The sequence below is a fragment of the Novosphingobium sp. 32-60-15 genome (genome assembly GCF_002280675.1).
Taxonomy (GTDB): Bacteria; Pseudomonadota; Alphaproteobacteria; order Sphingomonadales; family Sphingomonadaceae; genus Novosphingobium.
The window spans coordinates 62,416-83,222 of record NZ_NCEN01000009.1; the positions used below are offsets into that span (position 1 = coordinate 62,416).

Annotated in this window: 25 protein-coding genes and 1 tRNA gene; 7 read left to right on the plus strand and 19 right to left on the minus strand. The window is 59.8% G+C overall.

Annotated features, from left to right (window positions below; all coding sequences use genetic code 11):
* Window positions 1-103: 103 nt before the first annotated feature.
* The 3 genes from fghA to copC all read right to left on the minus strand — a co-directional run bounded on the left by fghA (window position 104) and on the right by copC (window position 1,855).
* A complete protein-coding gene (gene fghA / locus B7Y89_RS08790; RefSeq protein ID WP_292937681.1) occupies window positions 104-949 on the minus strand; it encodes an S-formylglutathione hydrolase in 846 nt (281 codons plus the stop codon).
* A complete protein-coding gene (locus B7Y89_RS08795; protein WP_292937683.1) occupies window positions 949-1,320 on the minus strand; it encodes a VOC family protein in 372 nt (123 codons plus the stop codon). Before B7Y89_RS08795 ends, fghA begins: the two co-directional genes overlap by 1 nt.
* Window positions 1,321-1,477: 157 nt before the next feature.
* Window positions 1,478-1,855, minus strand: coding sequence for a copper homeostasis periplasmic binding protein CopC (gene copC / locus B7Y89_RS08800; RefSeq protein WP_292937685.1), 378 nt, complete (start codon window positions 1,853-1,855; stop codon window positions 1,478-1,480).
* 189 nt (window positions 1,856-2,044) lie between these two features.
* Here copC and B7Y89_RS08805 point away from each other — a divergent pair, with 189 nt between their 5' ends.
* The 3 genes from B7Y89_RS08805 to B7Y89_RS08815 all read left to right on the plus strand — a co-directional run bounded on the left by B7Y89_RS08805 (window position 2,045) and on the right by B7Y89_RS08815 (window position 5,230).
* The gene (locus tag B7Y89_RS08805; RefSeq protein WP_292937687.1) at window positions 2,045-3,826 is read left to right on the plus strand and encodes a copper resistance system multicopper oxidase; all 1,782 of its coding nucleotides are present in this window, start codon (window positions 2,045-2,047) and stop codon (window positions 3,824-3,826) included.
* Window positions 3,823-4,677, plus strand: coding sequence for a copper resistance protein B (locus B7Y89_RS08810; protein ID WP_292937689.1), 855 nt, complete (start codon window positions 3,823-3,825; stop codon window positions 4,675-4,677). Before B7Y89_RS08805 ends, B7Y89_RS08810 begins: the two co-directional genes overlap by 4 nt.
* A gap of 88 nt (window positions 4,678-4,765) precedes the next feature.
* Window positions 4,766-5,230 (plus strand): DUF2721 domain-containing protein, encoded by a 465-nt coding sequence (locus B7Y89_RS08815; RefSeq protein WP_292937691.1) that lies wholly within the window; start codon window positions 4,766-4,768, stop codon window positions 5,228-5,230.
* 590 nt (window positions 5,231-5,820) lie between these two features.
* Here B7Y89_RS08815 and B7Y89_RS08820 read toward each other — a convergent pair.
* From B7Y89_RS08820 to B7Y89_RS08830, 3 genes are read right to left on the minus strand one after another with little or no spacing between them, the layout of a single operon-like run.
* Window positions 5,821-6,114 (minus strand): polyhydroxyalkanoic acid system family protein, encoded by a 294-nt coding sequence (locus B7Y89_RS08820; protein ID WP_292937693.1) that lies wholly within the window; start codon window positions 6,112-6,114, stop codon window positions 5,821-5,823.
* Window positions 6,114-6,869 carry a hypothetical protein gene (locus B7Y89_RS08825; protein WP_292937695.1) on the minus strand — a complete coding sequence of 252 codons (756 nt, stop codon included), beginning with the start codon at window positions 6,867-6,869 and terminating at the stop codon, window positions 6,114-6,116. The genes B7Y89_RS08820 and B7Y89_RS08825 overlap by 1 nt, the downstream gene beginning before the upstream one ends.
* 7 nt (window positions 6,870-6,876) lie before the next feature.
* Window positions 6,877-8,088 (minus strand): toxic anion resistance protein, encoded by a 1,212-nt coding sequence (locus B7Y89_RS08830; RefSeq protein WP_292937697.1) that lies wholly within the window; start codon window positions 8,086-8,088, stop codon window positions 6,877-6,879.
* A 140-nt stretch (window positions 8,089-8,228) separates the two neighbouring features.
* Here B7Y89_RS08830 and B7Y89_RS08835 point away from each other — a divergent pair, with 140 nt between their 5' ends.
* On the plus strand, window positions 8,229-8,948 hold the full coding sequence (locus B7Y89_RS08835; protein ID WP_292937699.1) for an SDR family NAD(P)-dependent oxidoreductase: 720 nt from the start codon (window positions 8,229-8,231) through the stop codon (window positions 8,946-8,948).
* A 12-nt stretch (window positions 8,949-8,960) separates the two neighbouring features.
* Here B7Y89_RS08835 and B7Y89_RS08840 read toward each other — a convergent pair whose 3' ends face one another.
* The 6 genes from B7Y89_RS08840 to B7Y89_RS08865 form a co-directional block, all read right to left on the minus strand.
* Window positions 8,961-9,506 carry a VOC family protein gene (locus B7Y89_RS08840; protein ID WP_292937701.1) on the minus strand — a complete coding sequence of 182 codons (546 nt, stop codon included), beginning with the start codon at window positions 9,504-9,506 and terminating at the stop codon, window positions 8,961-8,963.
* The gene (hppD, locus tag B7Y89_RS08845; RefSeq protein ID WP_292937702.1) at window positions 9,503-10,615 is read right to left on the minus strand and encodes a 4-hydroxyphenylpyruvate dioxygenase; all 1,113 of its coding nucleotides are present in this window, start codon (window positions 10,613-10,615) and stop codon (window positions 9,503-9,505) included. The genes B7Y89_RS08840 and hppD overlap by 4 nt, the downstream gene beginning before the upstream one ends.
* Before the next feature lie 189 nt (window positions 10,616-10,804).
* A tRNA-Lys gene (locus B7Y89_RS08850) sits at window positions 10,805-10,880 on the minus strand.
* 39 nt (window positions 10,881-10,919) lie between these two features.
* Complete coding sequence (gene folK / locus B7Y89_RS08855) at window positions 10,920-11,411, minus strand: 2-amino-4-hydroxy-6-hydroxymethyldihydropteridine diphosphokinase (protein WP_292937704.1); 492 nt, start codon at window positions 11,409-11,411, stop codon at window positions 10,920-10,922.
* Entirely contained in the window at window positions 11,408-12,256 is an 849-nt protein-coding gene (gene aguB, locus B7Y89_RS08860) for an N-carbamoylputrescine amidase (protein WP_292937706.1), read from the minus strand. The genes folK and aguB overlap by 4 nt, the downstream gene beginning before the upstream one ends.
* A 51-nt stretch (window positions 12,257-12,307) precedes the next feature.
* Window positions 12,308-13,165, minus strand: coding sequence for a methyltransferase (locus B7Y89_RS08865; RefSeq protein ID WP_292937707.1), 858 nt, complete (start codon window positions 13,163-13,165; stop codon window positions 12,308-12,310).
* A 77-nt stretch (window positions 13,166-13,242) separates the two neighbouring features.
* Here B7Y89_RS08865 and msrA point away from each other — a divergent pair, with 77 nt between their 5' ends.
* Window positions 13,243-13,779 carry a peptide-methionine (S)-S-oxide reductase MsrA gene (msrA, locus tag B7Y89_RS08870; RefSeq protein ID WP_292937708.1) on the plus strand — a complete coding sequence of 179 codons (537 nt, stop codon included), beginning with the start codon at window positions 13,243-13,245 and terminating at the stop codon, window positions 13,777-13,779.
* Between the two features lie 57 nt (window positions 13,780-13,836).
* On the opposite strand, the gene B7Y89_RS08875 is transcribed toward msrA, so the two are convergent.
* Complete coding sequence (locus B7Y89_RS08875; protein WP_292937710.1) at window positions 13,837-15,096, minus strand: methyltransferase domain-containing protein; 1,260 nt, start codon at window positions 15,094-15,096, stop codon at window positions 13,837-13,839.
* Between the two features lie 72 nt (window positions 15,097-15,168).
* Here B7Y89_RS08875 and B7Y89_RS08880 point away from each other — a divergent pair, with 72 nt between their 5' ends.
* Window positions 15,169-15,345: a DUF1674 domain-containing protein gene (locus B7Y89_RS08880; protein ID WP_292937712.1), complete on the plus strand. Its 177-nt coding sequence runs from the start codon at window positions 15,169-15,171 to the stop codon at window positions 15,343-15,345.
* A gap of 4 nt (window positions 15,346-15,349) precedes the next feature.
* On the opposite strand, the gene B7Y89_RS08885 is transcribed toward B7Y89_RS08880, so the two are convergent.
* The 4 genes from B7Y89_RS08885 to dksA all read right to left on the minus strand — a co-directional run bounded on the left by B7Y89_RS08885 (window position 15,350) and on the right by dksA (window position 18,345).
* Complete coding sequence (locus B7Y89_RS08885; protein WP_292937714.1) at window positions 15,350-15,796, minus strand: DUF4112 domain-containing protein; 447 nt, start codon at window positions 15,794-15,796, stop codon at window positions 15,350-15,352.
* Window positions 15,797-15,801: 5 nt separating this feature from the next.
* Entirely contained in the window at window positions 15,802-17,268 is a 1,467-nt protein-coding gene (locus B7Y89_RS08890; RefSeq protein ID WP_292937716.1) for an ABC transporter substrate-binding protein, read from the minus strand.
* Window positions 17,269-17,343: 75 nt separating this feature from the next.
* Entirely contained in the window at window positions 17,344-17,754 is a 411-nt protein-coding gene (locus B7Y89_RS08895; RefSeq protein WP_292937718.1) for a PilZ domain-containing protein, read from the minus strand.
* 132 nt (window positions 17,755-17,886) lie between these two features.
* Complete coding sequence (gene dksA, locus B7Y89_RS08900; RefSeq protein ID WP_292937720.1) at window positions 17,887-18,345, minus strand: RNA polymerase-binding protein DksA; 459 nt, start codon at window positions 18,343-18,345, stop codon at window positions 17,887-17,889.
* Window positions 18,346-18,640: 295 nt separating this feature from the next.
* Between dksA and B7Y89_RS08905 the strand changes: the two genes are divergently transcribed.
* A complete protein-coding gene (locus B7Y89_RS08905) occupies window positions 18,641-18,985 on the plus strand; it encodes a hypothetical protein (protein WP_292937722.1) in 345 nt (114 codons plus the stop codon).
* A gap of 20 nt (window positions 18,986-19,005) precedes the next feature.
* On the opposite strand, the gene B7Y89_RS08910 is transcribed toward B7Y89_RS08905, so the two are convergent.
* On the minus strand, window positions 19,006-19,611 hold the full coding sequence (locus B7Y89_RS08910) for a hypothetical protein (RefSeq protein ID WP_292937724.1): 606 nt from the start codon (window positions 19,609-19,611) through the stop codon (window positions 19,006-19,008).
* A 61-nt stretch (window positions 19,612-19,672) separates the two neighbouring features.
* Complete coding sequence (locus B7Y89_RS08915; protein ID WP_292937726.1) at window positions 19,673-20,803, minus strand: GNAT family N-acetyltransferase; 1,131 nt, start codon at window positions 20,801-20,803, stop codon at window positions 19,673-19,675.
* Between the last annotated feature and the right edge of the window lie 4 nt (window positions 20,804-20,807).

Below are 20,807 nucleotides of genomic sequence, written 5' to 3' on the forward strand. Positions count from 1 at the left end.
CTATAGCCTCAGCCCGGATCAAGTGCGGGCCGACGATTTTACACACCGGTTAACGTCGGCCCGGACTTGATCCGGGCTAAGGCTTCATTCGGCGAGGCCCTGCCTACAACCGTTCCGCATGCCAGCGCACGTGGTCTTCCATGAACGTGGAAATGAAGTTGTAGCTGTGATCATAACCCGGTTGCAAACGCAGCGTCAGATCAACGCCTGCCGCCTTGCAGGCATCAGCCAGCAGTTCGGGCCGCAATTGTTCGGCAAGGAAATTGTCGGCATCGCCCTGATCAACAAGAATGTCACCGGCAGGGCGGTTGCCACCTTCGATCAGCGCCACAGCATCATGGGCGCGCCATACTGCCCGATCATCGCCCAGATAGCCGCCCAAGGCCTTGTGGCCCCACGGTACCTGGCCCGGCGCAACAATCGGCGCGAAGGCGGAGAGCGACTTGAACTTTTCGGGGTAAGTCAGGCCAAGCGTCAATGCGCCATGGCCGCCCATCGAATGGCCGGTGATCCCCATACGATCAAGGTCCACCGGAAAGTTTGCGCCAATCAACGCGGGCAGTTCATGTGCGATGTAATCCCACATGCGATAATGCGCGGCAAAGGGCGCTTGCGTGGCGTTGACATAGAAGCCTGCACCAAGGCCGAAATCATAGGCACCGGCAGGATCATCAGCCACGCCTTCGCCGCGCGGTGATGTGTCCGGCGCGACGAACACTATGCCAAGTTCGGCACAGATACGGCGATATTCGCCTTTGTCGGTCACATTGGCATGGGTGCAGGTAAGGCCCGAAAGATAAACCAGCACCGGCAGCTTTGCGCCCGCCTCAGCCTGGGGAGGCAGGAAGACCGAAAAGGTCATTCCTGTCCCCGTCGAGGCCGAATCGTGCTTGTAGACACCCAGCGTGCCGCCGTGCGCCTTTGTTGTCGAAACGGTCTCGATGCCCATCAGGCGATGATATCCAGCGCGCACAGCTTGTTGCCAGCAGGATCACGCAAATAGGCAAGATAGTAGGGCGAACCTTCGCGCGGCCCCGGGGGATCTTCACATGCCGTACCGCCATTGGCCAAGCCTGCTTCATGCCAAGCGTTGGCTTGTTCCGGGGTCATCTTGAAGCCGATGGTGCCGCCGTTTGCGCCGCAGGCCGGCTCACCATTGATGGGCTGCGTAACGATGAACAAGCCGCCATTGTGCTGATAAATTAGGCGGCCCTTAGGATCGGTCATCGCTTCCGGACCGCCAAACGCCTTAAACGTGGCATCGTAGAACTTCTTTGAAGCAGCGATATCGTCGCTGCCGACCATGACATGGCTAAACATGGGACATTCCCTCCGTGATAGGTTGCGCTTTGCCATGTGCTAGGCAAACCCGATTCAGGTCAAGCGCTGTTGCGGGGAAACTTTGTTGCCGATCAGGGGCAAGCGCGCAGTGCCAGCAGCAAAGCGCGCCAAGAACAGGCTGCCCCCTCATGCGATTTTAGCGGACGGTAAAGGTAAACTTGCCTTCAACGCGATGCTGATCGCTGGCCACAGCATGCCATTGAAGATCGTACGTTCCCGCAGGCAGGGCGCGCGGCAGGGTGACGGTGAGGACTTTGCCATCGGCAGCGGTTTTAAAGCCTTTGATTGGCATGGGCGCGTGATTGGCCATGCCTGGCATGCTGGTCATCACCAGTTCAATCCCTGAAAGCTGCCCGACAAGCGCCTCTGAAAAAGTCAGCGTCAGCTTGGTCGGCTTGGCGACGGTGGTGCTTGCAGCAGGAAAGGATGACAGCAGCTTGGTATGGGCAAGAGAAGCGCCGGGCAGCGCGATCATGGTAAGTGCGGGAGCAAGCAAAAAGGCGAGGCGGCGCATTGGGAAACCTTTCGGAACCGGGATACTGAAGACCACTTTTCCATTACAATACGCAAGGCTTGCGCTGATCCCTCAAAATTTATTCTTGCGGGTTCCTGTGGTGGTCGGCATTGTCGTGATTATCGCGCGCGACGGAAATTTCAAAAATATTTTTGAGGGATAATGCAGTCTCGCGCGTATTGCGCTGTGATGGAAAATAACGTGCTGCTTGATCGTCGTCGTATGCTGCTGGGTGCTGGCGTACTGGGCTTGGCTCCGCTCTTCCCTACTTGGGCGCAATCTGGCCACGGCGGTCATCGCAGCGGCCACCGCTCCGGCAAAGGCGCGCTGGCCGGGCACAATACCGGCGGCACGCTCTCTGGTGAAAGCATTGCACTCAGCATTGGCGAGGCGCGCTATGCGGTTGGCAACCGTGCCGCTTCGGCCATCGCGGTAAATGGCACGATCCCGGCACCGCTGATCCGCCTGCGCGAAGGCCAGAACGTGCGGATTGCGGTTACCAACACCCTGCAGGAACAGACCTCGATCCATTGGCACGGGCTGCTGGTGCCCTTCCAGATGGACGGGGTGCCCGGCGTGTCGTTCCCCGGCATCGATCCGGGTGAAACGTTCACCTATGAATTCCCGATCTTGCATCCGGGCACGTTCTGGTATCATTCGCATTCGGGCATGCAGGAGGCCGTCGGGCTTTACGGCCCCATCGTGATTGATCCGGCCACCCCCGATCCGGTGACGTTTGACCGCGAATACGTGCTGATGCTGGCCGATTGGAGCCCGATCGATCCGCACACCCAGTTGCGCAAACTCAAAACAATGGGCGGCTATTACAACTGGCAGCGCCAGACCGTGGGCGGATTGCTCAAGCGGCGAGATCAAAGCCTGAAGGAGCGGCTGGAATGGGCAAAGATGCGCATGGATGCGACTGACATTTCGGACGTGACCGGCGCAACGTACAGCTTCCTGATCAACGGCCACGATTCACTGGCGAACTGGACCGCACTGTTTGCTCCGGGTGAACGGATAAAGCTGCGGATCATCAATGCCTCATCCATGACCAACTTCAATTTCCGTATTCCCGGCCTGCCGATGACAGTTGTCGCTGCCGACGGGTGCAACGTGCAGCCTGTCGAAATTGACGAAATCCAGATCGCGATTGCCGAGGCATACGACGTGATCGTGCAGCCGGCCGAGGCTGCGGCATTCGGCATCATCGCCGAGGCCATCGACCGGTCGGGCCTTGTCCGCGCCACGCTGGCGCCACAACCCGGCATGGTGGGCGCTGTGCCCAAACTGCGCACCCGGCCGGTTTTGAACATGCGCGATATGGGCATGGACATGTCAGGCATGGACATGGGATCGGGCGGCGAAATCGACCTTTCAAAACCTGCCAATGAAAGCATGGACGGCCATTCGATGAAGATGCGCGACTTGTCGCTGGCCCCCGGGGTGAAGCCGGGGCCGGGTGTCGCCACCATCTCGCCCATGCCCGCAGACCGCTTGGCAGATCGCGGCACCGGGCTGGAAAACGAAGACCATCGCGTGCTGACTTATGCCGAATTGCGATCACGCGAGGCCAACCCCGACCCGCGCACGCCAACGCGCCAGATCGATGTAAACCTCACCGCCAACATGGAGCGCTACATGTGGTCTATTGACGGTGAAACGATGTCTGAAGGCGCGCAGCCCATCCCGTTCCGTACAGGCGAGCGTGTGCGGGTTAACCTGATCAATCATACCATGATGCCCCACCCGATCCACTTGCACGGCCACTTCTTTGAACTGGTCACGGGCGAGGCAGGCAATCGTCCGCGCAAGCACACCGTCAACGTGCTACCCGGCGGCAAGGCCAGCTTTGACCTTACCGCCGATGCCGAGGGCGATTGGGCATTCCACTGCCATATGCTGCTGCACATGCATGCCGGAATGATGCGCGTCGTCACTGTCCGCGCCGACAAAGGCCCAGCGGCATGAGCGCAATTCGCACAATTTTGCTTGCATGCGCAGCTTTGGCGTCGTTTCCGGCCTTTGCGCAAGACCCGCATGCGGGCCATGACATGGGCCAGATGAAGGCAGGCCCTGAAGAGGTTGGCACCGCCCCGCCTCCACCCGTGCCGACCGACCATCCCGCCGATGCATTCTGGGATGCATCGCGCATGGCCAAAGCGCGCGCTGCCTTGTCGCAGGAAGGCCGCTTTTACGGCAACGCGCTGATCGGTGACCGCCTTGAATATCGCGCCACAAACGGCCGCGATGGCTATGCTTGGCAAGTCATGGGCTGGGTCGGCGGCGATATTGACCGGCTGGCCGTTGAAACCGAAGGCGAAGGAGCATTCGGCGAGGCGCTTGAAACCGGCGAAGTGCGCGCAGCCTGGCGCCACGCGCTTGATCCGTGGTGGAATTTCGAACTGGGCGCGCGGCAGGACTTCGGGCTTGGACCGGACCGCACCTATGGAGTCATCGGCATAGAAGGCCTTGCGCCGTACTGGTTCGAAGTCGGCGCGCACGCCTTCGTCTCAAACAAAGGCGATGTGCATTTCCGGCTTGAGGCCGAACACGACATGCGTCTGACGCAGCGCCTGATCCTGCAACCATCAGTCGAAATTGATGCCGCTGCGCAGGATGTGCCGGAACTGGGCATTGGCGCAGGCTTTGAAAAGATCGAACTTGGCACTCGGCTGCGGTATGAATTCGTGCGCGAATTTGCCCCCTATGTCGGCGTGCATTGGGAGCGCAAGCTGGGCGAAACGGCACGTCTGGCGCGGGCCGATGGTGAAAGCGCTTCCTCCTTCAGCGCCGTCATCGGCATCCGGACTTGGTTTTAAGCAACCGGCATTCACAGCGCAGACGTATCCTGCTTGCCCTTGGTTGCGCGCGCGTGGCAGGGGTATGGTCCATTCCGCGAGGCCCAACATGAATGCTGCCCATACCGGCGTTATTGCCCAGACGATCCAACTGGCATTGGCCCCCGTATTCGTGCTTGTCGCCATCGGCAACATCATGAACATTCTGACGACACGGCTCGGGCGGATTGTCGACCGGTCACGCACATTGCAGAAATTGCATGGCGAAACCGTGGGGGCAGACCATGATGTGGTCGTGGTTGAAATCCGCTATGTTGACCGGCGAATACACCTGATCGGACGCGCGCTGCTGCTGCTGGTGCTGTCTGGCCTTGCGATTGGCGTCACGGTCGGATCGCTTTTTCTGGGCGAAATGTTTGGCGGCAACCTTGGCAACCTGACCGGCATCACCTTCTCCGCAGCAATCGGCCTGCTGATGATCGCGCTGGTCTACCTCCTGCTCGAAACCCGCATCGCCGCCAACTCCCTGCGTCTGCCGCAAGAACTGCTGGAGCTTGAACGCAAAGATATTTGACCGATCCCTCACCTGCCCCCGTCAGCCCGGACTTGATCCGGGGTCCCGCTTCTTTTTCGCACGAAAAAAAGCCTAACCCCGGGTCAAGCCCGGGGCGACGATAAGAGGAACGGCAGTTTTTGGGGCTCGGGATTTATGCGCTGGATGACGGGATGTGGGTGGGAAGCTGACAAATGACCGATTTTAGGGCCTATCCAGACGCCGATGGCACATCTCGTCTCGCGCTATTCTTTCAGATCTTCTCGTCTTTGCCGAGGCAGCCATAGACCTACATGAAATCCACAGTGTAAAAAATACTGTTGCTCCCATTCCAACGGCGAGCAGGGCGTAACCGTGCCATTGAGTTTGATTTAGGCCAATCAACCAGATTAAGGCCATCGAGATTACCGTCGGGACACACGCAAGAAGTCTCTGAAACAAGGTCAGTCTGCCCGAAAAGCCATCACGGATCAGCGAGCGATCAACGACCCAACGTATTCGACGGAGTAAGTTCATCGAAACAGCATACAGGCGCAGCGTAAACGTCCGCAATGGCGTCGCGTCCCGAGCGGCAGCTTTAGGCAAAAAACATCGGGGAGCTGCCATACCAGCTAAGTCAGCAGCTTGCCCGTTTTCTCGCGGATCATGCCTTCGATCATGCGTTTGGCAAAGCCGAGGGTGGCGGGAAGGTCGACGTCGACCACCAGTTCGGTATCCGTCAGTTCCACCGCGCAATCAACGGTGTAGCCCATTGCGGTGACTGACATCGCCATGTGATCATCATCGACGAATGACGTGGTGATCGTGGCCATGCTTTCGGCCTTTTCCATCGCACGTTCCGCTTTGTCGCGCAGACGGCGGCGCGCTTCATCGCGGGTCAGGGTGTGGGGAATGGCAACGCGCATCAGGCTTCCTTTGGTGCGGCAAGCTGGGGAGCGTCGTCTAGCCCTTCGCCATAGCGATAGTCCAGATAGCGTCCGCGCACCGCCAGCGCATCAAGATCGCCCGCCGCCAATTGGCGCGTAATCTCGTCAATCTCCTTGGAGATTTTGCCAAGGCCCTCGCTCAATTGCTGATCGGCATTGCGCCCGCCGCGCTCTTCTTTGCGCAAATGCGGCGGAATCTTGCGCCAGCTTTCAACCATGCCGGGCAAGTGTTCACCCACCAGACGGCGCACTTCGCCCACCGCCGGTTCAGCAGCATCAATGCCTTCAAGCTGCAAGCCAAGCCCATCTAATTGCACGCCGATCTGGTCCACCAGCTGCACCGCAGGCGCGGGCAATGCGGGGCGTTGCGCCTCAAGCCACAATTCGGTCCGCCCCACCATCGTGCGCACATCGCCTGAATTGAGCGCCGCCAGATCGGGCACTTTCAGCTTGGGAAACGTCGCGAAGAACCAAAGCGTTCCGATAATCGCAAGCGCCAGCACCATGACGCCGGTAATGCCGATGCCGTCCAGCACCAGCCCCGCCGCCATCGCCGCCACCAGCACCACGCTGACGGCCATCGCCATGCGCGCCAGCTTCTTGCCGCGATGCTGGCGCTTTATATCGGCCGAACGCTGACCGATGCTGCGCCGCCCGCCTGCTTGCTGACGGACAAGCGTGGATTTGGCTTCGGCAAGAATGCGCTGGCTGTCTTGCGCAGGACTATTGGCCATCAGCGCCTCAAACTTCCAGGCTCAACAAGGGCGAGCTGTCCGGCCCCGCCAGCTTTGATTGCGCCGCGCCTTCTGCCCGCGCGATATAGCCCTTCGATTTCTCCACCTCGCCAGACAGCGTAGTCACGGTCTGCTTCATGGAATCAAGCGCCTTCAGCTTGAACGTGTCGATCGTGTCCATCGTGTCGTAGATGTTCTGGAATGCGCGTTGCAGCGTTTCCAGCGGGATCGTGCTGGCGGCGGCCAGTTCGTGGATCTTGCCGGTCTGTTCGCGCAGCAGCTTCCCGGTGGAATCGATCATGTTCGCGGTGGTGGTGTTCAGCGCGGTGATCTGTTGCAGCACCAGCCGCTGGTTGGTCATCGCCTGCGCCACGGTAACCGCCGTACGCAATGCCGCAACGGTCGTCGTGCTGGCGCGGTCAACGCCCTTCACCAGTTCCACGTTGTTCTTCTTGACCAGATCAAGCGCGAGATAGCCCTGCACCGTCACAGCCATTTGAGTCAGCAAATCCTGCGTGCGCTGGCGGGTATAGAACAGCGCAGATTCGCGGATAGCCTTGGCCTTGGCAGGATCAGTATGGTCAAGGTCTTCCGCAGCGCCTTCAAGCTTGGCGTCCAGTGTTTTGGAAATGTGGATCATCTGTTCCAGATTGCCCATCGCCTCCCACAACTTCGTGCGTTCAACATCGATCGCGGCATTGTCCATCAGCAATTCGTCCTTGCCCGATGCCAACCGGTCAAGGATCGCCTTAATGTGGCTCTGTGCCGAAACATAGCCATCGAAATACTTCTTCAGGCTGTTGCCGAACGGGATGATGCCAAGGAACTTGCGGCCCGATGACAGCTTGCCCTGCTTGCCGGGGTCAAGCTCTTCCACCGTGCGGCGCAGTGCGGCCAGATCAGACCCCACGCCGCTGTCCTTGTCCATCGCGCGGATAGGCCGGTCCAGAAACCGGTTGGCCATGCCCGCTGCCTGGGCAATTTCCTTGCGGCCCATGTTGGTCAACTGGTCAACCTTCTTGCCGAACTCCGGGCTCTGCGTGTCTTGCGCGATAAGGTCGGCCACAAAGGCATCAACCTTGGCCTCCAGCTTTGAACGGTTTTCATCGGAAACTGGCACCAAGCCCGCAGCCTGCACCGGCGCGACTACCGGCACGGGATCGGGCGGGGTAAGCGTCAACGGGCTGATCGTCGCGGTCTCGGTCGAAGGTGTGGCCATCGCAATCGTGCTTTCGAAAAATAGTCAGTCATCAACATGGGATTTCAACGCCCGCCGTGCAAGCTGTATTATAGCTGCAATACAGCAATGCGCGAACGGCCATATCGACAGACAGCTTACCCCGTTCCACAGGCTGCGTCATGGAAAACGGATTGCGATGCGCAGTATTCGGGGCAAGTGGCGGCATCGGCGCTGCATTGGTCAGCCAGCTTGCGGCCCATAGCGACGTGGCAGAAGTTCACGCTCTTGCCCGAAAGCCGCTGCAAACTGGCGCAAAAGTCCGCACACATACCTTCGATCTGGCAGATGAATCCACAATTGCTACCGCATGTGCCACCATTGGCGGCCCGCTTGATCTGGTGATCGTGGCCACAGGGCGTCTGATCCGCGACAATGGCGAAGGCCCGGAAAAATCGTGGCGCGCGCTCAACGCCGATGCGATGGCCGAAATGTTTGCGATCAATGCAATTGGCCCTGCACTCATTGGAAAACACTGCGCTCCGCTGTTGCGGAAGGGCGGAAAATCGGTGTTTGCCGCAATCTCGGCCAAGGTCGGCTCGATTGCCGACAATCGTCTGGGCGGCTGGCATTCCTATCGCGCATCCAAAGCGGCGCTGAACATGATGGTGCGCAATTTCGCAATCGAACTGGGCCGGTCAAACCCTGCGGCCATCGCCGTTACCCTGCACCCCGGTACGGTCGATACCCCGCTATCACGCCCGTTCCAGCGCAATGTCCCCACAGAAAAGCTGTTCACCCCCGAACAATCCGCCACCTATTTGCTAGGCGTGATTGATGGCCTATCTCCTGCCGATACCGGCACGCTGAAGTCATGGGACGGGTCTACGCTTCCGTTCTAAGGCTTTGGCATTTTAGAGCTTTGGCTCGCTATGCAGCCATGCGGCCTGACGCGGAGCGCGGCGGGTTCTGCTCCATTCCTCCAGCATCTGCGGGGCCAGCGCCTTTAGCTCGGCATATTGTGCAGGCGTGCCGATGTTGCACGCCAGTTCCAGCCGGTGTCCGTTCGGATCGAAGAAATAGATCGAGCGGAAAATGCCGTGGTACGTCGGCCCCAGCACGTCGATGCCTTGTGCCTCGATATGTGCCTTGGCTGCCAGCAGCGCCGCTTCATCCGCCACTTCAAACGCCAGATGTTGCACCCACGCGGGCGTTGCGGGGTCGCGGCCCATTTCGGGCTGGTTCGGCAATTCGAAGAACGCCAGTACGTTACCGCCGCCCGCATCCAGAAACACGTGCATGTAAGGATCGTCTTCACCGGTCGACGGCACCTTGTCCTCGGCAAAGGCGGTGACATATTCCATGCCGAGCACGCGCGCGTACCATTCGACCGTCTGCGCAGCATCCCGGCAGCGATAGGCCACATGATGAATGCGCGACAGTTTGGGGGCTGTGGTCATTGCGCGTCCTCAACCTGCAAGACGCCGCGCCGCATCTGGTCGCGCTCCATTGATTTGAACAGGGCGGTGAAGTTTCCGTTGCCAAAGCCTTCATCGCGCTTCCTCTGGATGAATTCGAAAAACACCGGCCCGACCATCGCTTCGGAGAAGATCTGCAACAGCAAGCGCGGATCGCCATCCTCGGTCGATCCATCCAGCAAAATCCCGCGCCGCTGCAACTCTGCCACCGGTTCGCCATGCCCCGGCAACCGCTCCTCCAGCATTTCGTAATAGGTGTCAGGCGGCGGTGACATGAACGGTGTCCCCAGCGCCTTCAACCGGTCCAAGCAGGCCGGAAGATCGTCACACGCAAAGGCGATATGCTGGATGCCCTCGCCATTGTAAGCGCGCAGAAATTCATCGATCTGGCCACCACCTGCCCCTTTGCCGGAACTTGCGCCTTCTTCGTTCAACGGAATGCGGATCAGGCCATCGGGGGCGGTCATCGCGCGGCTGGTAAGGCCGGTATATTCGCCCTTGATGTCAAAAAAGCGGATTTCCTTGAAGCCGAAAATGCGTTCATAAAACGCCGCCCAGTGCGCCATCCGCCCGCCATAGACATTGTGCGTCAGGTGATCGATCGTGTGGAAACCGGCCCCTGCCGGATTGCGGTCAACCCCGGGCAAATACCGGAAATCGATGTCGTAGATCGAGATGTCTTCGTCGTAACGGTCCACCAGATAAATGATTGCACCGCCAATCCCGCGGATCGCAGGCAAGCGCAATTGCATTGGCCCTGTTTCCACATGGACCGGCTCGGCCCCGCGCTCTATCGCCACAGCATAAGCCTTGGCGGCGTCTTTCACCCGCCACCCCATGCCGCACGCAGACGCGCCATGTTCCGCCGCGAAATAGGCCGCCGGACTGCGCGGTTCATAATTGGCGATCAGATTGATCCCGCCTTGTCGCCACAGATGCACGGCCTTGGTCCGATGATCAGCGACATGCGTAAAGCCCATCGCCGCAAACACCGGCTCGAGCAGGCCCTTTTCGGGCGCGGTAAATTCGATGAATTCAAAACCATCAAGGCCCAGCGGGTTGGGCAGGCCGGTAACCGGCGAGATATCCATCGGCAGCGCTCCTCTATTTCGTTTCACTTGATACCACTTTTGAAAACGAATGTCAGGTGGATTATTGAATCGGAGCGCGTTCCGATGTCTTCAGTCAGTTGTTTTCTGGAGATCGGGAGCAGACATGCGCAAAAGGAGGCCCAAGGCGAGGAACGCCGAGCGTATTGCGACAGGGTGCGAGGAGAAAGGTGGTGGACCCGTCGGGACTCGAACCCGAGACCTACAGATTAAAAGTCCGTTGCTCTACCAACTGAGCTACGGGTCCACACCGCCCCGATTCACGTATGAACCGAAGCAAGGCGCGTCACCTAGGGGCCGATGCGCGGCGGGTCAAGCGGCTGAACAGATGTTTCACCGTCAACACGGTCAAAGGGTCGCGCCAGCCCGGCGCAATTTGCGCCGCAGGGCGCAAAACAAAGTCGCGTTTGCGGAACTCTGCATGGGGTATGGTCAACCGGTCATCGGCCCAACCGCCGCCGGTCCACATCACAATATCAAGGTCCAGCGTGCGTGACCGCCAGCGCTGGCCCTGACGGCGTCTGCCAAACGCATTCTCGATGTCTTGCAGCAGGTCGAGCAGTTCGGGCGGCTCAAGATCGGTTTGCACCACTGCCGCGCCATTGGCATATTCGCGCTGAGATGGCCCCACCGGACGGCTGCGCATAACCGGACTGGCAGCCCCTAACAGCAGGCCTTGCGCGCCCAATTCAGCCAAAGCCGCGCGCAGAATCGCTACCGGACTGCCAAAGCGCACATGGCGCTGGTTTGATCCCAGCGCGATCAGATAGCGATTCACACGTCCTCTGACAGGCGCGTGTAAAGCTGCGGGCGGCGGTCACGGAAAAAGCCCATGCCTGCGCGATGCGTGGCAGCGCGCGGCAGATCGATGGTGGCGCTCAACACGCCTGTTTCACCTGCGCCGAATTCGGCCAGAAAATCGCCCCATTCGTCGCTGATGAAGCTGTGGCCATAGAACCGCTGGCCGTCTTCACTGCCAATCCTGTTGGCCGCGATTACCGGCATGCAGTTTGAAACCGCATGGCCCAGCATCGCGCGCCGCCACATGCGGCTGGTGTCAAGATCGGCGTCGTAAGGTTCAGTGCCGATGGCGGTGGGATAGAACAACAATTCTGCCCCCATCAACGCCATGGCGCGCGCGCATTCGGGATACCACTGGTCCCAACACACCCCGACGCCAATACGCGTGCCGAACACGTCCCACACTTTGAAACCGGTGTTGCCGGGGCGGAAATAGTATTTTTCTTCATAACCCGGACCATCGGGAATGTGGCTTTTGCGATAAATGCCCATAACTTCGCCGTCAGGGCCGATCATAGCCAGCGTATTGTAATAATGGTGGCCGTCCCGCTCAAAGAAGCTGGTCGGGATGGCAATGCCCAGCGCCTTGGCCAGCTTGCGCATTTCCCGAACAGACGGGTCCTGTTCCAGCGGATAGGCTAGCGCGAACAACGCCTCATCTTCGACCTTGCAAAAATACGGGCCCGCAAACAATTCGGGCGGCAGCACAATTTGCGCGCCCGCTTTGGCAGCGCCCTCCACCAAGGCAGAAACGGCGGCTATATTTTCAGTCTCGCCCGCGTTGAGGGCAAGTTGCAGGGCGGCGACGGTGATCTGGCTCATGGGCCTGACCTAAGCCGCCGCCCGCATCAATTCAACCTTCGTGGCGCGTTGTCATGGACGCTTGCGGAACAGCAGCGTCATGCGGTCGCTTTCGCCAATCGCGGTCAGCCGTGCCTTTTCGGCCTCGTCCTTTGCGCCATCAAGCGAAGGCGGCAGCGTCCACACGCCGCCCGGCCAATTGGCAGGGTCCTTCGGGTTGGCGTTCGCCTCGCTTTTGCCGACAAAGGTAAAGCCGTGGATTTCCATCAGCTTGATGATGTCGGACTCCAGCATGTAACCTTTCGAACCATCGGTGAAGGCGAATGGCGCATCAGCCTTGGCACGGTGCTGCTCGATGCCGATCATGCCATCTGTTTTCAGCAATTCGCGCATTTTGCGAATTTCGCTGTCAGCCACGTTGGAGCGCATCATGTTGTGCAGCGCGCGCATCACCAGAATGCGGTCGAACGTGCCCTTTTCCGCATCGGGAATGGCGCCAAGCGTCAACGCGCTGAACTTGTCGGCGGGCATGCTCGCCCATCCGGCAACCTCTTCGGGAAACTTTGCAACGTTTTTGGCCACGTTGGTTTGCATTTGCTCTGTGCCTTTGGTGGCATCGGCAAACAGGCCCACCAGCTTGCCCTTGGGGCCGAGGTAGAGGCCGAGCAGGCGCGAATACCAGCCACCACCCGGCGCGTATTCGCCCACTTTCATCGTGGGGGCCACCTGGAAGAACGAAAGCGTTTCGTCAGGACGGCGATACTTGTCGCGCTGGCTATCGGCTGCACGCGATTTATCGGCAACCGCTGCTGCCAACGCGGGATCAACCGCGGCTTTGGCCATCGCATGGCCTTCATGCTGGGCAACGGCGGGCACCGACAAGCCTAGTGATGCAATCAGGGCAAAAGTGGCAAGGCTGGCTTTGCGCATGGGGGGATTCTCCTTCGGGCCGATGACAAGCGGGGTGCGCCTGCCTATCTTGGTTCCATATAAGGAGAATAAGACGCATGAGCGAACAAGCAACGGCCATTATCGCCGGTGGATGCTTCTGGTGCACCGAAGCGGTGTTCCGCGACGTGATCGGGGTCAGCAACGTGGAAAGCGGCTACATCGGCGGCCATGTTGATAACCCGACGTACAAGCAGGTCTGTTCGGGCAACACCGGCCATGCCGAGGCGATTCGCGTGACGTTTGATCCAACCATGGTCAGCTATGGCGATATCCTGGACATTCACTTTGCCACGCATGACCCTACGCAGTTGAACCGGCAGGGCAATGACGTGGGCACACAGTACCGTTCGGCGCTGTTCCCGCTGGACGATGTGCAACTGATAGAGGCGAAGGAAGCCATTGCCCGTGATCAGGCAGGCAGAGCCGCGCCGGTTGTGACGACCATCGAAGATCCGGCCAAATGGTATCCGGCAGAAGATTACCATCAGGAATATTGGGAAGGCGAAGGCAAGCGCAATCCCTATTGCCTCGCCGTCATCCCGCCCAAACTGATGAAACTACGCAAAAGTTTTGCTGACAGGGTCAAGGCATAAAAATGGCCTTCTTCCCCCCTCCCGTTTACGGGAGGGGCCGGGGGTGGGCCTGAAGCCCTAACCCTTTACCCAACGCGCGGCAAAGAACCCGTCAATCCCGCCCACTTCGGCCAGCATTCCGGGGTCGGCGCGGAAATAGCCGTTGCTGGCGGCAATACCGGCGGGCAGTTCTTCATCCGTCACCGGCTTTGGCGTTAACAGGCCAAAGGCATCGGCCTGCGCCTCACCCTCTTCCGGCTCAAGCGAGCACACCGCGTAAACAAGCTGTCCGCCGGGCTTGAGCCAACCCGCCGCGCGTTCCAGCATGGCGCGTTGCAAATCGCCAAGTTCAGCCATGTTGGCCATGCGGTGCAGCACATCGGGATGGCGACGGCAGGTGCCGGTGGCGCTGCATGGCGCATCCAGCAAGATGGCGTCGAACAGTTCTTCAGGCGTCCACGTCAGCGCATCGGCCACCACGACCTCGGCCTCAAGCCCGCTGCGCTTCAGATTGTCCTGCAGCCGCTCTACCCGGCGCGCGGACTTGTCGAGCGCGGTGACTTTCCAGCCCGCCGCCGCCAGTTGCAACGTCTTGCCCCCGGGAGCCGCGCATAGATCCAGCGCACGGCGGCCCGCGCCTTCACCCAGCAACCGCACCGGCACACTGGCGGCCAGATCCTGCACCCACCACGCACCTTCGGCAAAGCCCGGCAGCGCTTCCACCGATCCGCCGCGCGCAAGGCGCACATGGCCCGGTGCCAGCGATTGCCCGCCCAGCGCCTCGGCCCACTGCGCCGTCTGGCTTGCGTCGCGCAAGGAAAGGTCAAGCGGCGGCGGTTCGGCCAGCCCGCGCGCAATGACCTCTACCCGCCCCGGCCAGGCCACGTCCCACCGGTTTGCCACCGCATCGGGCAGACTGGGGGCTTCGGGCAATTTCGGATTGGCCTTGGTGACAGCCGAAAACACACCATGCGCCAGCCGGCGCGGCCCGCCCATCAACAGCGGCAGGCCGGTGGCAACTACGGCATGTCCCGGAAGGCCCAACCGCAGCGCCTGCGCCAGCATGATCCGCAACACATTGCGCGCCTTGGCATCCTCGGGCAGCACAGTCCGTGTTGCCTGATCGATCAGCGCATCAAGGTCCGCCATCCAGCGCAGCGCTTCTTGCGCAATCGCAGTGGCCAGGGCACGGTCATCGCCGCGCTCAATCGCGCGAAGGATAGGCGGCGCGGCCTGGTCCAGCGGTTCGCCACGCCGCAAAACGGCATCGAGCAAGCGCAGCGCGGCAAGGCGGGCGGGGACGCCGGGGACTTCATCAGGGTTGTTGTTTCGGGCCATACGACCGGCCTATCGCCCCTGCTGCCCCAAATGGCAATTGCGCTTCGAACGCCAAACGCCCATTTAGCACCTATGAGCAACCAGACTCCTCGCGCCACCACCCGCCCGGCAAACTTTGCCCGTCCCGAACACTGGACCACTGATCCTGCGCCGGAACCCAAAGCGGCAGAACAGCGCAACGATCCGGACGGCATTGATCCCACGCGGTTCGGCGATTGGGAAAAGAACGGAATCGCGATTGATTTCTAAGGGGTTATCCCTCAATCACACCAGACGCGGGGTGATGCTTATCAAGGTGTTTGCGCAGGATCTTCAGGTTCTTGGTGTTTGACCGGAAGAAAAAGTCGAACGCATCGCCCACCAGCGGCACCGCGCCAATCGCGGTATCAAACGCCACATTTGCGCTCATGCGCCACAACTGCCATTTGGACAGGCCCAGATTGCGGGCTTCCCACACGACATAAGCGCCCATCGCTGCGGTCACGACGTCGCCCAGCACAGGAACCATGCCCGCAATGGCATCCAGCCCCACATCGCGGCGGATCACGGGAATTTTGAAGCTTCGCTCCAGCAAACGCTCCAGCATTTCAACGCGCTGGCGCACCGATGCCGGATCATTGCCCAGACCGGGCAGTTCTGGCCGCAACCGCTCAAGACGGCGAGCGGTGGTGGGCGAATGCGGGATGAAAGGCTTGTCCATTGCCCTTATTTGGGAAGCCATGCCAAAGGTGGCAAGGGATGCCAGCCCCACGGGTTCTGCGCAAAGCCGTTTGTGCCACTGCGCACCATCGACCAGCGCAAAGGCCGCGCGATGGGGATAAAGCCGTTTGCCGCCGTTATTTCGGCTTCGGCTTCAGCCAGAAGCGCCGATCGCGCTTGCGGATCGGTAGCGCGGCGGGCTTCGGCAACACGTTCATCGCCAATAGGGCTGCAGACCGCCTTTTGGACGGTGCACGAGAGCTGGTTGAGGAACCACGTGGCACGGCCATAACGCGCGGTAACGTCAATCAGGCGCAAATCGGCACGGTCCCTTTCCGGCACACGGCGCACCGTAATGCCGATCTTGGCAAAACCGTCACGCACCGCCCCGAACACAAGGCTGGACCCTGCACCGTCCGACATGGCGATATTAAGCGTCGGCAAGGCCCGCCCGGCATCTTTCCACGCCGCAACCCGCGCTGCGCCCTGGGCATGACGCTCGTCAAGGCTCATGCCCTGCCAGCGTTCGCCAATCGTGCCCAAATCATCCTCGACGTCGGGCGAGACGATCCGCGTGGTCGGCTGCCAGCCACCGATATTAAAGCTCCCCAGCAGCGCATCACGGTCAATCGCCATGGCCAGCGCCTCGCGGTTGGCCGCATCGGCAAGGAAGCCGTCGCTGCGGTCCACCATAAGGCCGAACATGCCGGTGACCGGATCAAGCCGGACGTTGCCGCGCGTCAAGCCGATGCGCCCGGCCAAGGGCACAGTGTCCACTTTGCCGCCCAGCAGCACATCAACATAGCCATCATTGAACAACGCGACTGCCTTGGCCGGGGGTGCAAAAGTTACGGCAAGCACCCGTGCGCGCGCGGCAAAATTGGCTTGTTTGGGCAACCCGCGCTTTTCAGGGGGAATCAGCGCAAAGTCCTGCGCGCCTTCCTCTCCTGCCATGAACGCCATCGGCCCGACGCCCCGTCCACCATAGTGCAGGCCAAGTTCAGGCTGCGCCAGCAAAGTCAGCAATTCGGGAACCGGAGCCACCAGATCAATCTCGATCACCCGGTCTGCCATCACGCGCACTTCATCAATCGCGGCCAGATCAAGCCCGAGCGCCGTGCCCTTTAATGCGGCAATGGCCTTGCGCAGCGCTGTGGCGGCCGCATCGGCACTGATTCGTTTACCGTCCGGCCATGTGCCATCGCGCAAGCGGAAGATGTAGCTTTGCCCGTTGTCCGTTACGATCCAGCGGTCAGCCAGCGCAGCAACCACGCGGCCTTGTTCATCAAAGCCGACCAATCCTTCGGTCGTTGCGGCGCGGACCAGTTGGGCCTGCGGAGAAAGCCGCACACCGCGCTCTTTCAAAGCGGACGAATCACCCATCACGGCCACCCCAAGCGCACCGTCCTGGCTTTTGCCACAAGCGCCAAGCGCCAGCGCCACTATGAGGATTGCAGAAAAACGACCGAGCATGGATGCAGACTTAGCAGAACGCCGCGCCAAGGTCAGGTCTTGTGTGACTGGCTGCGCAATTGCGCAGCCGCACATTCAGACTTTGCGCAACGGCCCGGTTCCGTGAAACGAAATCGGCGGCTTTACAAACCGGGGCGTACCCTCACCCGCGACCAACGGCGCACGCGCCAGTTTGGGGTCAATTTCGTTTATCAAGGCAATGCCGAAACGATTGTCCTGAATCCACGCAACTACACCCTGGACCCAGCCGATGTTGCGCAAGTTGACTTCAATCTGGCTCCCGCGCTGCACGGTCATCGGCCCTTCGGCCATCATGCCACCGGCAGACAGATTGCGCACTTTCACGCGGTATTGGGCTTCTGATCCGACCAGACGAACTTCTGCCATCAGGAACAAGCTGTCACGCGCCAATTGCCTATGGTCGATGTCAGCCACCAGAAGTCCCGCCACTATCAGAGTTTCCGTTACAGCAGTGAAGCGCCGCATGCGCCTTCGTCTGTACTATTCCCAGAAATTCGTTCGCGAACACCTAAGGATTAAAGTTAAAGTCGCGTTAGTTTCCGCGCAAATTTAACCAAACATGGCAAACTGGACAGCCGTCCGAAGACGGTCGACCCGTTACATATCTCTGGAAATTTTCTCGCGACGCTCATGCGCTTCTTGCGCTTCGACCGTCATCGTTGCGATTGGACGCGCAACAAGGCGGCCCAGACCAATTGGCTCACCGGTTACCTCGCAGTAACCATATTCGCCCTCATCAATCCGGCGCATGGCCGAGTCAATTTTGGCGATCAGCTTGCGCTGCCGGTCACGTGTGCGCAACTCGATGCCCCAATCGGTTTCGCTGGACGCGCGATCGTTGAGGTCAGGTTCACGGATTGGTCCGTCCTGCAACGCAGAAAGCGTTCCAGCCGAAGCTGACAGGATAGACTTCTTCCATTCGAGCAGCAGCTTGCGGAAATAATCCTGCTGCGCTTCGTTCATATAGGGTTCGTCGTCAGTGGGCACATAATCACCCGGCATGGCGCGGCGCGCCTTTGCCAGGACATCGATTTCGTCACTCAAAACCCCAGCCATTCGGCCCTCCGCATAACAAGCTGCTCACCCCTCCCGGCCCGCTTCTTTCCCCTTACGGGTGAGCAGGCTTCTTACTTGCGGGCCTATAGGCACCGCCCGAAAAGGGCACAAGCTATTTGGCGCATTCCCCGCATTAAGGATGCCTGAAGCGCACCCTATGGCACCGGAAAATGTCGAATATGCGGCACCTGAAAACAGATCATTGGCAGCGTTAACCATTTATTGACCAAGTTTCGAGACTTTGGCCCCATCGGAGCAGCAGGTGGATTGTGCTCCATCACGGGGGTAATGGGAAATGACACAGTCCTGGATCAAGTTGGTTGCCGATGAAAGCAACCCGATAGCCATTGCCGATTCGGCCAAGACTGCCGACTTGCTGATCGCATCGTGCCTTGCTGCTGCCACCAACGGCGATGGCAATGCCTTGTTCGATCTTGGCGTTGCCTTTTCCACAGGCAGCCATGGCGTGACCTGTGACCTGATCGAAGCGCACAAGTGGTTCAACCTTGCCGCAGTGGGTGGCCACGAAGAAGCCGCCTTGTGCCGTTCAGACATTGCCGATGAAATGACTGCCCGTGAAATCGCCGAAGCCCAACGCCGCGCCCGCGAATGGCTACGCGCAGGACGGGCCGCTGCTTAAGCCGGATTTCTGCCGCTCAATCAAACAGACCCGCGCCGACCCAGTATGGGTGACATCTCGCTGGCCAATTGATCTTCGATAAACGGCACCAGCGCGCTTTGCACGTCCGACACGCCAATCACCTGGACATTCAGATTTCCCGGGATGTCGTTCGGCCAGTAATTGAGATGGATTGCGAAAGTGGCCGGGTGCGCCTCGGTCAAATGCTGGCGGATACGTTCAGCCGCCTTTTCAGATTTTCCGATATAGAGGCAGCGACTGCCGATATTGCGCTTGCGCTTGTTGACCCGTGCAAATGCGCGGCGTTCCGCCGCCGGCAACGCTTTATTCCGCGCCTTGTTGCCATCAACAACATCGTAAACACGGTCGAGCGGAACGGCATCATCGAAGCAGATCGCATAAACTGCCATTTGTTTTTTGCCCAGACGCTCGGCGATGGCATTGCAATGCTCATCCATTCGTGCGCTGCCGATGTCCGACATTGGAATGACCCATTCAAACTGCGCCAGCAGAGTCCCTTGATCAAGTTGATCCGCCATGTCCCGCAAGGATGCCGCCGTGCGGCTTATCAGCCCGGCCATAGCCGGTTCAGCAGCGTCTTCCGGCAATTCGATCATCGTATCCAAGATGAAATTCCCAATCTCTGTAAAAACTTGAACGATGGCCTAGCCGACAATCTCTGCCGTATCACCCCTTCTTGAACGGCGTCCGCTCACCCAACAGCAACTGGTCCTGCGCAATACCTGCGCGTTCCTGTTTAAGGAAATCGGCGACCGCGCGGCGGAAACCGGGATCAACGATATAGTGCGCTGACCATGTTTGCACCGGAGCATACCCCCGCGCCAGCTTGTGGCCACCCTGCGCGCCTGCTTCAACGCGGTTCAAGCCCAAGGCAATCGCCGCATCAATCGCCTGATAATAACACAGTTCGAAATGCAGGAACGGCTTGTCGATCAGCGCCCCCCAATAGCGTCCGTAAAGCGCATCTGCCCCGATGAAATTGATCGCGCCCGCCACTGCCTGACCATCCAGAAAAGCCAGCACCAGCAGCACCTTGTCGGCCATGCGCTCGCCAATCAGATCAAACGCCTCACGCGTCAGATAGGGCCGCCCCCATTTGCGCGCGCCGGTATCCTGATAAAAAATCCAGAACGCGTCCCAATGCTCGGGCTTGATCCCGTCGCCCGTCAGCGCGCGGATCTCGACGCCATCTTGAGCCTTGGCGCGTTCCTTGCGCAGGTTCTTGCGCTTGTCAGATGATAGGACCGCCAGAAAATCGTCAAAACTGGCATAGCCGCGATTGTCCCAGTGGAACTGGATGTCGCTTCGCAGCATCCATCCGGCTTCTTCAAACAGCGGCAATTGCTCGGGCATGATGAACGTTGCATGCGCTGAAGACAGCCCGTTGTTTTCACACAATTGTTCGGCGGCGCGCAGCAGCGGCAGAGCCAGTTCCGGTTGATCCCCCACCAGCAACCGTGGCCCGGTGGCTGGCGTAAAAGGCGCCGCTATCTGCAACTTGGGATAATAGTCCCCGCCCGCACGTTGCCACGCATCCGCCCATGAATGGTCGAACACATATTCACCCTGGCTGTGGCTTTTCAGATAGGCGGGCAAAGCCGCCGCTGGCCTGCCATCTTCGCCTTCGATCACAATCGGCAGAGGCGACCAGCCACTGCGCGCGCCGACTGACCGCGAATCTTCCAGCAGCTTCAGGAACGTGTGCGAAACAAACGGATTGCCACTGCCTGCCAGCCGGTCCCAATCCTCGGGGGCAATTTCCGAAACGGATTTGTAGATGCGCGCGGTGTAAGTCACAGGC

Excerpts from the sequence above, each read along its gene's own strand:
- fghA (WP_292937681.1), bottom strand. The coding sequence starts at position 949 with ATGGGCATCGAGACCGTTTCGACAACAAAGGCGCACGGCGGCACGCTG.
- B7Y89_RS08795 (WP_292937683.1), bottom strand. The coding sequence starts at position 1,320 with ATGTTTAGCCATGTCATGGTCGGCAGCGACGATATCGCTGCTTCAAAG.
- copC (WP_292937685.1), bottom strand. The coding sequence starts at position 1,855 with ATGCGCCGCCTCGCCTTTTTGCTTGCTCCCGCACTTACCATGATCGCG.
- B7Y89_RS08805 (WP_292937687.1), top strand. The coding sequence starts at position 2,045 with ATGGAAAATAACGTGCTGCTTGATCGTCGTCGTATGCTGCTGGGTGCT.
- B7Y89_RS08810 (WP_292937689.1), top strand. The coding sequence starts at position 3,823 with ATGAGCGCAATTCGCACAATTTTGCTTGCATGCGCAGCTTTGGCGTCG.
- B7Y89_RS08815 (WP_292937691.1), top strand. The coding sequence starts at position 4,766 with ATGAATGCTGCCCATACCGGCGTTATTGCCCAGACGATCCAACTGGCA.
- B7Y89_RS08820 (WP_292937693.1), bottom strand. The coding sequence starts at position 6,114 with ATGCGCGTTGCCATTCCCCACACCCTGACCCGCGATGAAGCGCGCCGC.
- B7Y89_RS08825 (WP_292937695.1), bottom strand. The coding sequence starts at position 6,869 with ATGGCCAATAGTCCTGCGCAAGACAGCCAGCGCATTCTTGCCGAAGCC.
- B7Y89_RS08830 (WP_292937697.1), bottom strand. The coding sequence starts at position 8,088 with ATGGCCACACCTTCGACCGAGACCGCGACGATCAGCCCGTTGACGCTT.
- B7Y89_RS08835 (WP_292937699.1), top strand. The coding sequence starts at position 8,229 with ATGGAAAACGGATTGCGATGCGCAGTATTCGGGGCAAGTGGCGGCATC.
- B7Y89_RS08840 (WP_292937701.1), bottom strand. The coding sequence starts at position 9,506 with ATGACCACAGCCCCCAAACTGTCGCGCATTCATCATGTGGCCTATCGC.
- hppD (WP_292937702.1), bottom strand. The coding sequence starts at position 10,615 with ATGGATATCTCGCCGGTTACCGGCCTGCCCAACCCGCTGGGCCTTGAT.
- aguB (WP_292937706.1), bottom strand. The coding sequence starts at position 12,256 with ATGAGCCAGATCACCGTCGCCGCCCTGCAACTTGCCCTCAACGCGGGC.
- B7Y89_RS08865 (WP_292937707.1), bottom strand. The coding sequence starts at position 13,165 with ATGCGCAAAGCCAGCCTTGCCACTTTTGCCCTGATTGCATCACTAGGC.
- msrA (WP_292937708.1), top strand. The coding sequence starts at position 13,243 with ATGAGCGAACAAGCAACGGCCATTATCGCCGGTGGATGCTTCTGGTGC.
- B7Y89_RS08875 (WP_292937710.1), bottom strand. The coding sequence starts at position 15,096 with ATGGCCCGAAACAACAACCCTGATGAAGTCCCCGGCGTCCCCGCCCGC.
- B7Y89_RS08880 (WP_292937712.1), top strand. The coding sequence starts at position 15,169 with ATGAGCAACCAGACTCCTCGCGCCACCACCCGCCCGGCAAACTTTGCC.
- B7Y89_RS08885 (WP_292937714.1), bottom strand. The coding sequence starts at position 15,796 with ATGGACAAGCCTTTCATCCCGCATTCGCCCACCACCGCTCGCCGTCTT.
- B7Y89_RS08890 (WP_292937716.1), bottom strand. The coding sequence starts at position 17,268 with ATGCTCGGTCGTTTTTCTGCAATCCTCATAGTGGCGCTGGCGCTTGGC.
- B7Y89_RS08895 (WP_292937718.1), bottom strand. The coding sequence starts at position 17,754 with ATGCGGCGCTTCACTGCTGTAACGGAAACTCTGATAGTGGCGGGACTT.
- dksA (WP_292937720.1), bottom strand. The coding sequence starts at position 18,345 with ATGGCTGGGGTTTTGAGTGACGAAATCGATGTCCTGGCAAAGGCGCGC.
- B7Y89_RS08905 (WP_292937722.1), top strand. The coding sequence starts at position 18,641 with ATGACACAGTCCTGGATCAAGTTGGTTGCCGATGAAAGCAACCCGATA.